The sequence below is a fragment of the Bariatricus sp. HCP28S3_A7 genome, assembly GCF_052066375.1.
Taxonomy (GTDB): domain Bacteria; phylum Bacillota; class Clostridia; order Lachnospirales; family Lachnospiraceae; genus Allocoprococcus.
The window spans coordinates 37,390-51,197 of record NZ_JBQHSG010000010.1; the positions used below are offsets into that span (position 1 = coordinate 37,390).

At 45.2% G+C, this 13,808-nt stretch carries 8 protein-coding genes; 7 read left to right on the forward strand and 1 reads right to left on the reverse strand.

Going from position 1 to position 13,808, the window contains the following annotated elements:
* The first annotated feature begins 513 nt into the window (after positions 1 to 513).
* From ACTNA4_RS08690 to htpG, 3 genes are all read left to right on the forward strand, one after another.
* Positions 514 to 1,218: an ABC transporter ATP-binding protein gene (locus ACTNA4_RS08690; RefSeq protein WP_427806790.1), complete on the forward strand. Its 705-nt coding sequence runs from the start codon at positions 514 to 516 to the stop codon at positions 1,216 to 1,218.
* A gap of 39 nt (positions 1,219 to 1,257) precedes the next feature.
* Positions 1,258 to 4,857 (forward strand): FtsX-like permease family protein, encoded by a 3,600-nt coding sequence (locus ACTNA4_RS08695; RefSeq protein WP_441029675.1) that lies wholly within the window; start codon positions 1,258 to 1,260, stop codon positions 4,855 to 4,857.
* 150 nt (positions 4,858 to 5,007) lie between these two features.
* Entirely contained in the window at positions 5,008 to 7,071 is a 2,064-nt protein-coding gene (gene htpG, locus ACTNA4_RS08700; protein ID WP_427806793.1) for a molecular chaperone HtpG, read from the forward strand.
* A 69-nt stretch (positions 7,072 to 7,140) separates the two neighbouring features.
* Here htpG and ACTNA4_RS08705 read toward each other — a convergent pair whose 3' ends face one another.
* Entirely contained in the window at positions 7,141 to 7,644 is a 504-nt protein-coding gene (locus tag ACTNA4_RS08705) for a DUF5721 family protein (RefSeq protein WP_427806795.1), read from the reverse strand.
* A gap of 191 nt (positions 7,645 to 7,835) precedes the next feature.
* On the opposite strand from ACTNA4_RS08705, the gene rluF reads away from it, so the two are divergent.
* The 4 genes from rluF (at position 7,836) to ACTNA4_RS08725 (ending at position 13,802) form a co-directional block, all read left to right on the forward strand.
* Positions 7,836 to 8,621: a 23S rRNA pseudouridine(2604) synthase RluF gene (gene rluF, locus ACTNA4_RS08710; RefSeq protein ID WP_441017873.1), complete on the forward strand. Its 786-nt coding sequence runs from the start codon at positions 7,836 to 7,838 to the stop codon at positions 8,619 to 8,621.
* Complete coding sequence (gene ligA / locus ACTNA4_RS08715; RefSeq protein ID WP_427820302.1) at positions 8,614 to 10,566, forward strand: NAD-dependent DNA ligase LigA; 1,953 nt, start codon at positions 8,614 to 8,616, stop codon at positions 10,564 to 10,566. Before rluF ends, ligA begins: the two co-directional genes overlap by 8 nt.
* Positions 10,567 to 10,597: 31 nt before the next feature.
* On the forward strand, positions 10,598 to 12,022 hold the full coding sequence (gene clpX, locus ACTNA4_RS08720) for an ATP-dependent Clp protease ATP-binding subunit ClpX (RefSeq protein ID WP_427806799.1): 1,425 nt from the start codon (positions 10,598 to 10,600) through the stop codon (positions 12,020 to 12,022).
* A gap of 88 nt (positions 12,023 to 12,110) precedes the next feature.
* A complete protein-coding gene (locus ACTNA4_RS08725) occupies positions 12,111 to 13,802 on the forward strand; it encodes a S8 family peptidase (protein WP_427806800.1) in 1,692 nt (563 codons plus the stop codon).
* The last annotated feature ends 6 nt before the right edge of the window (positions 13,803 to 13,808 follow it).

The window sequence follows — 13,808 nt, forward strand, 5'->3', positions numbered from 1 at the left end:
AAATAGACCATTTGCTGTAATGACGAAAAAACAGCCTGCAGTACATAATCGGGGGAAATACTGCAAACTGTTTTTTCTTAATAATTTCATTAAAGGAGAAATGAAAATAAAAAGTATCAAAATACTGAAAACGTCATATTAAATTATCTGCGTCCCTTTTATGGGTGGGGCAATTGTGACTGACTTAGGATGCCGCCCCGCTCAAGGAACTTTCTAAACTAGTAAGTTATCTTCAAGTTGTTATTATAATACCATGAGGTATTAGAGAAGTAAATTCGCAAAAAAGACAAATGCACTAAAAAAGAGAGAATGAAATTGTGCAAAATCACGTCGAAAAGGCAAAATCCACAAAAGAAAAAGAAGGCGAGAAAAAATGAAGGAAAAAATGCTGAAGAAGGTATTGGTGAACAATTCTATCTTTATAAAACGTCTCTTTGATTTTTGATATACATGTGGTATCATTAAAGATATTTAAAGCTACATTATAAGCGGATGAAGCAAGAGGAGATTTTTATGAGTGCATTTGTTGAACTGAAGGAAGTGCGGAAGATTTATAAGATGGGGGAAATTGAAATTGCTGCTGCGGACGGGATTGATTTTACGATCAATAAAGGAGAATTTGCAGTTGTTGTAGGACCAAGCGGGGCCGGTAAGACGACGGTTCTTAATATCCTTGGCGGAATGGATACGGCGACAAGCGGTGAAGTGTGGATTGACGGCGCGGATGTGGCATCTTATAATGCGCGTCAGCTCACAGCGTACCGACGGGCTGATATCGGTTTTGTTTTTCAGTTTTATAATCTGATTCCAAACCTGACTGCACTTGAGAATGTAGAGCTGGCTTTACAGATCTGTAAGAATCCTCTTGATGCGGCAACGGTGCTTCAGGATGTGGGATTGGGAGACCGCTTAAACAATTTCCCGGCTCAGTTATCCGGAGGAGAACAACAGAGAGTTTCGATCGCGAGAGCACTTGCGAAGAATCCGAAACTTCTGCTTTGTGATGAGCCGACAGGGGCTTTGGATTATAATACAGGAAAAGCAATTCTGAAGCTTCTGCAGGACACCTGCCGCGAACGGGGAATGACGGTGATCCTGATCACGCACAATTCGGCGATCACACCGATGGCAGATCGGGTTATTAAAATGAAAAACGGAAAGGTAGATTCGATGACCGAGAATCCAAACCCGGTATCGGTAGAAACGATAGAATGGTAGAGTAGAATGAAAAAGAATATATTACGCAAAGATTTTTTCATGGAAATCAGGAAATCGAGGGGGCGTTTTATTTCAATATTTTTCATTGTTGCACTTGGAGTTGCATTTTATTCCGGTATACGTTCATCGCAGCCCAGTATGCTGATTTCCGGAGATGCCTATTTTGATAGAGAAGAACTGATGGACATCAAGGTTATAGGTACGATGGGATTGACGGACGAGGATATTCAGGCGATTTCAGAAGTAAAAGGAATTGCGGAGGCGGAAGGAAGCTACAGTAAGGATGTCCTGTGCCCGACAGGAGAGAATGAGAAGGTCGTACATGTTATGGCGGCACAGGAGAATTTCAACACTGTTCAGGTTGTGGAAGGAAGAATGCCTGAAAAGGAAGGGGAATGTCTTCTGGATGAGGATTTTGTCGCGTATGGAGATTATCAGGTAGGCGATCGAATTACATTTCGCTCCGGAGATGATTCGGAACTTTCGGAATCCCTGACGTGTGATACATTTACGATTGTAGGGATTGGGAACAGTCCGCTTTACATATCATTCGGCAGGGGAAACAGTCTAATCGGAAACGGTGAGGTCAGCGGGTTTGTAGTAGTTGACAAGTCGTCGTTCAATCTGGATGTATATACAGAAGCTTATGTGCGGGTGAGCGATGCGGAGGATGCAGTGGCGTTTACGAAGGAATATGAAGATCTCACGGATGCCGCAAAAGCTGCAATCGAAGAAATTGAAGAAGAGCGCTGTAAGGCACGGCGTGAGGAAGTCCTGGAAGAAGCAAATTCAGAGATTGCAGATGCCGAGAAAGAGTTGGATGACAAATCGGAAGAACTGGATGCGGCAAAGCAGGAACTGGAGGATGCTCGCAGTACAGCCGCGAAGAAGCTGGCTGATGCAAAAAAGGAGCTGGAGGACGGCGAGGCACTTCTTACGCAGTCACGAAAGCAGATCGAAGTCGGTAAGAAACAAATCGAAGATGCGAAATCCGAACTGAATCGTCAGCAGAGTACCTTAGATGAGGCAAAGAAGGAATATGAGAGCGGATATGCAGAATTTTCCGAAAAGGAGAAGGAATTAGACGAAGCGGAAGCGGAGTATCAGAAAAACTATGATCAGTATATGCCGCTGATCACTTCCGGGAAGGAAGAGATCGCCAATGGAAAAGAGCAGATTGAAGCCGGACGTGAGCAGATCGAAGAAGGAATCCTGCAGATTGATACCGGTATCGAACAGCTTCAGCAGGCAGCAGATGGTCTGGAGCAGATCGACTCGGCACTTGAAACATTGGATAAGCTGGTACAGATTGGGCAAAGCCTTTATGAAAAGATTTCTGCGGTTCCTGAGGAGGAACGTTCAGAACTGCAGAACAAACTCGTAGAGATTTACGAGGGAATGCTGGAGAAGAAAGAGGCACTGGAAGAACAGAAGAATGAAATTCTTGTTCAGCTGCAGGTGGCCGGAGTAGAAAATGAGGAGCAGATTCCTGCAAAAATAGAGGAGCTGCAGCAGCATAGAGAGGAACTGATCCAGAAACGAAGTGAGCTGGATGCGACCGAGAAGGAACTCCTGGAAAAAGAGGAAGAACTTCTGAAGCAGGAGCAACAGCTTATTGAAGCTGGGCAGGCTCTGGAATCGGGGAAAAAGCAGCTCGAGGATGGAAGAAAAGAACTGTTAGATGCAAAGCAGCAGATCGAAGACGGGCAGAGACAGCTGGATGCCGCATGGACACTGATCCGTGAAAAAGAGGAAAGCCTTAATCAGGGAAAAAAAGAAATTGTTTCGGCTGAGAAAGAACTGTCCGAAGGAAAATCCGAGTACGCCAAAGCGGCAGCGGATGCCGTGCAGCAGATTGAAGACGGTGAAAATCAGATCCGTGAAGGCGAAGAAAAATTGATTGAGGCGAAGCAGCAGATTGCGGATGCAAAAGCTGAGATTGCGAAGGTGGAAGAGCCGAAATGGTACATTCAGAACCGGAGTGAAGCAATGGCTGAATATGACGGCTATGGAGAAAATGCGGATCGTATGCGCTCGATCGGAGAGGTTTTCCCATTCTTGTTCTTCCTGGTCGCTGCGTTGATTAGCTTGACAACGATGACCAGGATGGTGGAGGAACAGCGTATCCAGATCGGCACGATGAAAGCACTCGGATACGGGAAATTGGCCATAGCTAAAAAGTATATTTTCTATGCACTTTCCGCGACACTTGGCGGAAGTATCGTGGGCGTCCTGATCGGTGAGAAGGTATTCCCACTGGTTATCATTTATGCATATAAGATCCTGTATAAACATTTGCCGGATATTCTGCTCCCCTATCATTTGAGCTACGCGGTTCAGGCGACAGGAATTGCTGTGATCTGTACGCTTGCGGCGACGATCGGTTCCTGCTATAAGGAACTCGCATCTCATCCGGCTGCGCTCATGAGACCGCCGGCACCGAAACAGGGCAAACGGATCCTTCTGGAAAGAATCGGATGGTTCTGGAGAAGACTTAGTTTTACATGGAAATCATCGATCAGAAATCTGATCCGCTATAAGAAACGGTTCTTTATGACCATTTTCGGTATCGGAGGATGTATGGCACTTCTTCTGGTCGGCTTTGGCCTTAAGGATTGCATTTACGAGATCGTAGACCTTCAATATGAAAAGATACAGTTTTATGATGCGACTGCATATATGAATGATACGATCGATAAAGAAGAAAAGAATCAGATCCTTGACGAATTGGAAGCAGATTCGGCGCTGGATGATTTTACACAGGTGAGGATGCAGAAACTGAAAGTGAAATCGGAAAGCGATGAATCAAGCGTGTATCTTGTGGTACCGGAAAGTGAAGAAGAACTGAAAAGCTTTCTCAGCTTCCACAGCAGAACCAGTGATGAAACATATACACTTGCCGAAGATAAAGTGATTCTTACCGAAAAGATGTCTCAGATCCTTGCGGTGAATGTGGGAGATACCATCACGATCAAAGATGACGACAAAGGAGAACGTGAAGTTGTGATCGGCGCTATATGTGAGAACTATATGGGACATTATCTCTATTTGAGCAATGATACCTATGAAGAGCTTTATGGGGCACCGCCGAAATATAATAGCATCCTTCTTCGTATGAAGGACGGACAGGAAGACTCGATCGAGGAAACGGGCAGGACGCTGCTGGAATTTGATGATGTGTTAAATGTGAGTTACAGCAAGAGCATCGAAAGCAGGCTGGATGATATGCTTCGAAGTCTGAATCTGGTCATCATTGTGTTGATCGTTTCTGCGGGAATGCTTGCGTTTGTGGTGCTGTATAATCTGAATAATATCAATATCACAGAGCGAAGGCGTGAACTGGCTACACTGAAAGTTTTGGGATTTTATGATATCGAAGTCGCATCTTATGTATACAGAGAGAATGTGATGCTGACCTTCTTGGGAGCATTGGTGGGAATGGGACTTGGAAATCTCATGCACAGATTTGTGATCGTAACCGTTGAAGTCAATGAAGCGATGTTCGGAAGAGAAATTCACCCAATCAGCTATCTGTACAGCTTCCTGTTTACCGTGGCATTCTCTATGTTCGTGAACTGGATCATGTTCTACAAACTGAAAAAGATTGATATGGTGGAATCTTTGAAGAGCGTAGAATAGAAAGTTTAGAAAAAGTTTATATTTTTCACAAAATTATTAGCACTCATTCAAAATGAGTGCTAATTTTCTATTGACATTTGGATTTTAGGGTATTAAGATATCTGATAGATGTGAAAAAGAAAAAAATATTTAACATAAGGAGTGGTACAAATGGCAGCAAAAAAAGGCAGTCTTTCAATTAGCAGCGAAAATATTTTCCCGATCATTAAGAAATGGGTGTATTCCGATCATGATATTTTCGCACGTGAACTTGTTTCCAACGGATGTGATGCGATTACTAAACTGAAAAAACTGGATATGATGGGCGAATATGAAATGCCGGAAGATTATAAAGCAAAGATCCAGGTTATCGTAAATCCGGAAGAGAAAACATTGAAATTCATCGATAACGGACTTGGTATGACCGCGGATGAGGTGGAAGAGTATATCACACAGATCGCTTTCTCCGGCGCAACGCAGTTCCTTGAAAAGTATAAGGACAAGACGACAGAGGATGACATGATCGGTCACTTTGGCCTTGGATTCTATTCCGCATTCATGGTTGCGGACGAAGTACAAATCGATACACTTTCTTATAAAGAAGGCGCAGTACCGGTACACTGGGTAAGTGATGGCGGAACAGAGTATGAGATGGAAGACGGCAATAAAGAGGGAGTTGGAACGGAGATTACCTTATTGCTTAATGAAGACAGCCTTCAGTTTGCCAATGAATACCGTATGCGTGAAGTGCTGGAGAAATATTGCTCCTTCATGCCGGTAGAGATCTATCTTTCAAAAGAAAATGCAGAGACAGAATATGAGACGATTCCGGAAGAAGAACTTCTGGATACCGATGAGGTCGTTGAACATATCCATGAAGATGCAAAGATGGAAGAAAAAGAAAATGAGAACGGCGAAAAAGAAATGGTAGAAGTTTCACCGGCAAAGGATAAAGTTAAGATTGTGAAGCGTCCGGTTCCGATAAATGATACACAGCCGCTCTGGACCAAACATCCGAATGAATGCACGAAAGATGATTATATCGAATTCTACCGCAAAGTATTTATGGATTACAAGGAGCCTCTGTTCTGGATCCATCTGAACATGGACTATCCGTTTAATCTGAAAGGTATTCTGTACTTCCCGAAGATCAATACAGAATATGATTCCATCGAAGGAACCATCAAACTGTATAACAACCAGGTATTTATCGCAGACAATATCAAGGAAGTGATTCCGGAATTCCTGATGGTATTAAAGGGCGTGATCGATTGCCCGGATCTTCCGCTGAACGTATCAAGAAGTGCACTGCAGAATGATGGATTTGTACAGAAGATCGCAGAATACATTTCCAAGAAAGTGGCAGACAAATTGTCCGGAATGTGCAAGACTGATAAGGAAACTTATGAAAAATACTGGGATGATATCAGTCCGTTCATCAAATTCGGCTGCCTGAAGGATGAGAAATTCTGTGATAAGATGAAAGATTACATCCTCTTCAAGAATCTGGATCACAACTATCTGACACTCAAAGAATGTATTGAGAAGAACGGCGGCACGATTGTAGAGCCGAATGAGAATAAAGAAGATGAGAACGAGGATGCAAACACCGTTACAGAGGATATGAAGACAACCATCTACTATGTAACGGATGAACAGCAGCAGAGCCAGTATATCAACATGTTCAAGAAAGAAGGACTGGATGCAGTGATTCTGTCCCACAACATTGATTCTCCGTTCATCACACAGCTGGAGCAGAGAAATGAGCATGTGCGGTTCCAGAGAATCGATGCAGAACTGACCGATCATTTCAAAGAAGAAGTGGCAGAAGACGAAAAGGATGCATTTAAGGAAAAAACGGACAGCCTGATGGAAATCTTCCGGAAAGCGCTTGGAAAAGATAAACTGAATGTGAAAGTGGAAAAGATGAAAGATGAAAATGTCGCTTCCATGATCACCCTTTCTGAGCAGTCACGCCGTATGCAGGAAATGATGAAGATGTATGGCATGGCAGGAATGGATCCGTCCATGTTCGGAGATGATTCTACATTGATCCTGAATGCAAATCATCCGCTGGTTCAGTATGTGGTGGATCATAAAGACGGTGAAAATACAGAACTGTTCTGCAAACAGCTTTACGATCTGGCGATGATTGCGCATAAACCACTGAATCCGGAGGAAATGACGGAATTTGTAAAACGAAGCAATGAGATAATGTTAATGCTTACAAAATAGAATACTGCAGATCATAAAAACGGGGGTCTCCTGATGTGCGATGTCATTTAGGGACCCCTTTCTTATGTGTTAAGACAAGATTTCAAAGGGGATATCCTGTTTTGTAAAGATACGCTGGACCATTTTGTCCCAGGCCTGCTCCAGCGATTTGTCCATCGTGAACAGCTTCATAGAGGTGCCTGTCGTACAGGTAAGGGATGTGCCGTTGAATTTGAAATTGAGATACAGTCCCTGTACATCAGCCGGGGAAAAAGGAAGCTCTTCCCGCTCAAGAAGATGGGCGATATTCGGTGAAGAAAGCGATAATACAAGCTTGAAGCCAAGCGGAGTTCGCTTCCCTTTGATCAAGGAAAAACAAAATTCCCTTACTTCTTTCCAGAGCGCAAAATTCCGTTCGATCTGAACAGGTTCGTCGGTTATGTCCTGATGGAAAAAATCTTTTTTCAGATGTCCGTCAAACTGAAATGTACAGAATGTGACGATCTCACCCTCAATGAAGAGAAACGAATCGAAACCGGAATGCAGAAGCAGTCCATTCATGCATTTTTTAGTGTCAAGTGAAAAGATCAGCATGAAATACCTCCTGAAATGTGTAATGATATCATTATGTATAGCTAAGTATAGCATACCGGAATGGGAAATGCATCAATTGACTTTTCTTAATAAAGACAGTACAATGAGAATGCTAAGGTTTCGGGAGCACGAAAGGTACACCGATCCGTAAGTATTTGTATGACCTCCTGGGTCAGAAAATGGGGTTAAAAGTGACAAATAAGATTGAACAGCAATTTAAGAACAGGGAAAATGCAGGTGCTGTGCGCCTGAATAAATACTTGAGTGAATCCGGCGTATGTTCCAGAAGAGAAGCGGACAAGCTGATAGAACAGGGGCGTGTGACCGTAGACGGGAAAAGAGCGGTTCCGGGTACGAAGGTGATGCAGGGACAGGAAGTGAGAATCGGGAAGAAGGTCATCTCCCGTCAGGAAGAAATGGTCGTTCTGGCCGTCAATAAGCCGCGAGGCATCGTATGCACGGAGGAGCGAAGAGAGAGAGACAGTATCGTCCGTTTTTTGAACTATCCCATCCGAATCACCTACGTCGGAAGATTGGATAAGGATTCGGAGGGTCTGCTCCTGATGACCAATAACGGCGATATCATCAATAAGATGATGCGTGCGGGAAATCATCATGAAAAGGAATATAAGGTTACGGTGAATAAGCCGGTGACGGAGGAGTTTTTGAGAAAGATGGCCTCTGGAGTCCCGATCCTGGATACGGTGACAAGACCTTGCGTGGTGGACAAGATTGGAAAGTATAAATTCCGGATTATCCTGACCCAGGGCCTGAACCGGCAGATCCGGAGGATGTGCGAAGCGCTGGGATACGAAGTGAAAGAACTGATCCGAACCCGTGTCATGAATATTGAGCTGGGAGACTTAAAACCCGGTCAGTATCGTAAGGTGACGGATCAGGAGCTGAATGAACTCTATGAACAGATCAGAAACTCATCCAATGTGACGGTGCACCAGGAGGATAGAATAGATGGATAAAAAGAAAAGAATGCAGGAATTGGTAGAACTGCTGAATCGGGCAGGGAAAGCGTATTATCAGGAATCCCGCGAAATCATGAGCAATTTTGAATATGATGCACTGTATGATGAGCTGAAAGGCCTGGAAGAAGAACTGGGCATCGTGCTTGCTTCCAGTCCGACGATCCATGTGGGATATGAGGTGCTCAGTGAGCTCCCGAAAGAACGCCACGAGTCACCGATGCTTTCACTGGACAAGACAAAAGAGGTCTCCAGACTGAAGGAATTTGTGGGAAACCAGAAAGCGGTGATCTCCTGGAAGATGGACGGGTTGACGATTGTTCTGACCTATCGCGGCGGAACACTTTATAAAGCAGTTACCCGGGGAAATGGAGAGATCGGAGAGGTTATTACCAACAATGCCCGTGTCTTTAAAAATATCCCGCTTCATATTTCCTATAAGGGGGAATTGATCCTGAGAGGGGAGGCTGTAATCGGCTACCGGGATTTTGAAAGGATCAATGAGACAATTGAAGATGTGGATGCGAAATATAAGAATCCGAGGAATCTCTGCAGTGGTTCAGTGAGACAGCTTAATAATGAGATTACAGCTAAGAGAAATGTGAAGTTTTACGCATTTACGCTGGTGAAAGCCGAGGGAGTGGATTTCCATAATTCCAGAGCATACCAGCTTGACTGGCTGGCGGATCAGGGATTTGAAGTGGTAGAACACTATCCGGTGACTGCGGACGAACTGGAAGAAAGAGTGGCTTATTTTGCAGAGAAAATCAAAGAAAATGATTTTCCATCGGATGGTCTGGTTCTGGTATATGATGACATTGCATATGGACAGTCTCTGGGAAGAACAGCGAAGTTCCCGAGGGATTCCTTTGCATTCAAATGGGCGGATGAGATCAAAGAGACCCATCTGCTTGAAATCGAGTGGAGCCCGTCGAGAACAGGGCTGATCAACCCGGTTGCGATCTTTGAACCGGTGGAACTGGAAGGAACCACGGTAAGCCGGGCCAGTGTCCATAATTTGAGCATTATGGAGGAACTGGAGCTGGGAATCGGAGATACGATCGAAGTGTACAAGGCCAATATGATCATTCCGCAGATTGCACGGAACCTGACGAGGAGCGGCAGGATCGAAATCCCACGGACTTGTCCGGTCTGTGGAGGAGAGACGAGGGTACGGCAGATGAATGATGCCAAGTCACTTTATTGCACGAATCCGGAATGTCAGGCAAAACGGATCAAAGCGTTTGCACTTCTTACAAGCAGGGACGCACTGAATGTAGAAGGACTTTCCGAGGCGACACTGGAGAAATTCATCGCCAGAGGGTTCATTCATAAATATACGGATATTTTCCATCTGGACCGGTATCAGGAAGAGATTCAGTCGATGGAGGGATTTGGAGAAAAATCCTACGCGAATCTGATACAGAGTATCGAAAAAGCAAGGGAAACAACGCTTCCTAAGGTGATCTACTCATTGGGGATCGCGGGAGTAGGACTTGCGAATGCGAAACTGATCTGCCGGGAATCGGACTACGATGTCACAAAACTGATGAATGCGACAGAAGAGGAACTTTCTGAGATTGCGGGTGTGGGGCCTGTGATCGCGAAGGCGTTTACGGAGTATTTTTCATCGGAAGAGAAGAAACAGGCGTTTCTGGAACTTATGCAGGAGTTGAAGATCCAGGAAGAACCAAGAAATGAAGAACAGCAGTTTGCCGGAATGAATTTTGTAATCACCGGAAGTGTGAATCACTTTGCAAATAGAAATGAAGTGAAGGAACTGATTGAACAGAGGGGCGGGAAGGTTACCGGTTCGGTAACAGGAAAGACAAATTATCTGATCAACAATGATGTGAATTCGACATCTTCCAAGAATAAAAAAGCGAGGGAGCTGAAAGTTCCGATCATTTCGGAAGAAGAATTCATGAAGCTTGCAGGACTGTAAGACGACGTCAGAAGCAAAGGAGGACAAGAAAATGTCAGAACATGATGATTTGAATAAGAACAGCCTGGAACAGGCTTCTGGTTCGAATGATAATAAAAAGAAGAACGACGGATACGAAAGGTATTGTTTTATCTGCCGCCGTCCTGAGAGTGTTGCCGGGAAAATGATCGATCTGCCGACGAATATCTGTGTCTGTGCAGACTGTATGCAGAAGAGCTTTGATGCGATGAACAACAGTGGCTTCGATTATACGCAGTTTATGAATATGCCGGGAGGACCGATGATGGGATTCGGCGATTTGGAAAATCAGATGCCGAAGCAGCAGAAAGTGAAAAAGAAAAAGCCGGAGGAGAAGCGGGAACCGATCCTGAACATCCGGGATATTCCGGCTCCCCATAAGATCAAAGCAAAACTGGATGAATATGTGGTCGGACAAGAGCATGCAAAGAAAGCAATCTCGGTTGCAGTTTACAATCACTACAAACGGGTTGCGACGGATACCATGGACGAGATTGAGATTGAAAAATCCAACATGCTGATGATCGGACCGACCGGTTCCGGGAAAACCTATCTGGTCAAAACACTGGCAAAGCTGCTGGATGTGCCGCTTGCGATCACCGATGCGACTTCGCTGACCGAAGCGGGATATATCGGAGATGATATTGAGAGCGTGGTATCCAAGCTTCTCGCGGCAGCGGACAATGATGTGGATAAGGCGGAACAGGGAATTATTTTCATTGATGAGATTGATAAAATCGCGAAAAAGAAGAATACCAGCCAGAGGGATGTCAGCGGAGAATCTGTACAGCAGGGAATGCTGAAACTCCTGGAAGGCAGTGAGGTCGAAGTCCCGGTCGGGGCAAACAGTAAAAATGCCATGGTACCGCTGACTACGGTGAATACAAAGAATATTTTATTCATCTGCGGAGGGGCATTCCCGGATCTTGAGAAGATTATTAAAGAACGCTTGACGAAGAATTCTTCAATCGGATTCGGGGCGGACTTGAAAGACAAATATGACCAGGATAAGACTATTCTGGAAAAGGTGACGACGGATGATCTGCGGAATTTCGGCATGATCCCGGAATTTCTGGGACGTCTTCCGATTGTGTTCACGCTTCAGGGACTTAATGAAGAAATGCTGGTGAAAATTCTGAAAGAACCGAAAAATGCCATTCTGAAACAATATCAGAAGCTGCTCGCGCTGGATGAGGTGAAGCTGGATTTTGATGAAGATTCGCTTCATGCTATTGCAAGAAAGGCAATGAAGAAGGATACAGGAGCCAGGGCGCTGAGGGCGATCATTGAAGAATTTATGCTGGACATCATGTATGAGATTCCGAAGGATGACAGCATCGGCCAGGTGACGATCACACAGGCATACATAGAAGGAACGGGCGGACCGATCATCCGGCTGCGTGGTCAGGAGGTGCCTCTTCTGGAGTCACAGGCGTAGAGTAACGCAATAATCGGCAGAATATTCTGCGGCATATCTGAGAATCATACCTCATATATTTTGAAAAAAGTATATGAGGTATTGTTATATGCCGGATCGGGAAATCTGCAGAAGGCGGGTGCTGTCGGAGGATTACAGAGATTTCATTCTCAGCGGGAGTAAGGGATTCCGGGAAGAATTCTCTGAGGAGGACCTCTGCCGGATTCCGCTTGAATATACGTTCCAGATTGCATTTCTGGAAAATGAAGGAGAAAACGGAAGATCCCTTTACCGTTTCCCTTATTATTCTATCCCCAAGTGCTATACGCTTCTGGATATGGAAGTGCTGGAACAGGTGGGCGTGTCACGGGTGCAGAGCCTTCCGGGGCTGGAACTGTATGGTGAAGGGGTTCTGATCGGATTTATTGATACCGGGATCCGGTATGAGGATATGGTGTTCCGTAATCTGGACGGTTCGACGAGAATCATTGCAATCTGGGATCAGACGATACAAAGCGGAAAATTGCCGGAATATCTCCCATACGGCAGTGAATATACGAGGGATATGATCGATGAAGCACTTCGGTCAGAACATCCGCTGGAAATCGTTCCGACAATGGATACAAATGGACACGGCACCTTTGTGGCCAGTGTGGCGTGCGGCAGTGCCGATGCAGAAAATGTATTTATGGGTATGGCTCCGGAAGCGGATATTGCAGTGGTGAAATTAAAAGAGGCCAAGCAGTATTTGCGGGATTTTTACTTTATTCATTCCGATGCGCCGTGCTATCAGGAGAACGATATTATGGCGGCGGTCTATTATCTCAGAATGCTTGCCGCAGGCAGGCGGCAGCCACTGATCCTTTGCATTCCGCTCGGAACCAATCTGGGAGGACACAGTGGTGCCACACCACTTGCATCTTATCTGGAAGTGCTTTCAAGCGCTTCTTTGACGGCTATCGTGACGGGAGGTGGAAATGAGGCGGATAAACGGCATCATTTTCTGGGGACTCTGAGCGATGAACGGGCAGAAGATGTAGAAGTCAGTGTGGGAGAGGGAGTACGCGGATTCGTCATGGAGATATGGACGGAGATTCCCAATATTCTGGCGGTCACGATTCTTTCTCCAACCGGGGATCAGAGTGGGCGGATACCGGTCAGAAGCGGGATTGGAAGTTACAATTTTGTGTTTGAGAAGACGAGACTGAATGTAAGCTACCGTATTTTGGCGGAAAATACGAATTCTGAATTGATTTTCCTGCAATTTGAACAGCCTCTGACCGGAATTTGGAGGATTCGAATCGAGGCAGTTCAGGCAGGTGACGGACGTTTTCACATCTGGCTTCCGGTGGAGGAATTTCTGGAAGGCGAAGTGTTCTTTCTTCGCTCCAATCCGGATTATACGATCACATCACCGGGAGATGCGGTTTCTGTGGCGACTGTGGCATACTATAATGGAAATGAGAATGGTGTTGCGGTCAGTTCGGGAAGAGGATATACTAGACTTGAACGGGTAAAACCTGATTTTGCGGCACCGGGAATCCGTGTGCCGGGAGTGAATCTGAGAGGACAGATCTCACTGCGGTCCGGTTCCAGCGTGGCGGTCGGTATCACCGCCGGTGTGGAGGCACTTCTGATGGAATGGCTTGTGAGAATCGGAGAAATACCGGATTCCATGCAGATCAGGAACCTTTTGATCCTTGGAGCAGACCGCGAGGAAGGAAGAACGTATCCGAACAGAGAATGGGGATACGGAACATTGAATCTGTATCATACCTTTGAACAGATACGGAGATTTTAGATGAAT

Excerpts from the sequence above, each read along its gene's own strand:
- ACTNA4_RS08690 (WP_427806790.1), top strand. The coding sequence starts at position 514 with ATGAGTGCATTTGTTGAACTGAAGGAAGTGCGGAAGATTTATAAGATG.
- ACTNA4_RS08695 (WP_441029675.1), top strand. The coding sequence starts at position 1,258 with ATGGAAATCAGGAAATCGAGGGGGCGTTTTATTTCAATATTTTTCATT.
- htpG (WP_427806793.1), top strand. The coding sequence starts at position 5,008 with ATGGCAGCAAAAAAAGGCAGTCTTTCAATTAGCAGCGAAAATATTTTC.
- ACTNA4_RS08705 (WP_427806795.1), bottom strand. The coding sequence starts at position 7,644 with ATGCTGATCTTTTCACTTGACACTAAAAAATGCATGAATGGACTGCTT.
- ligA (WP_427820302.1), top strand. The coding sequence starts at position 8,614 with ATGGATAAAAAGAAAAGAATGCAGGAATTGGTAGAACTGCTGAATCGG.
- clpX (WP_427806799.1), top strand. The coding sequence starts at position 10,598 with ATGTCAGAACATGATGATTTGAATAAGAACAGCCTGGAACAGGCTTCT.
- ACTNA4_RS08725 (WP_427806800.1), top strand. The coding sequence starts at position 12,111 with ATGCCGGATCGGGAAATCTGCAGAAGGCGGGTGCTGTCGGAGGATTAC.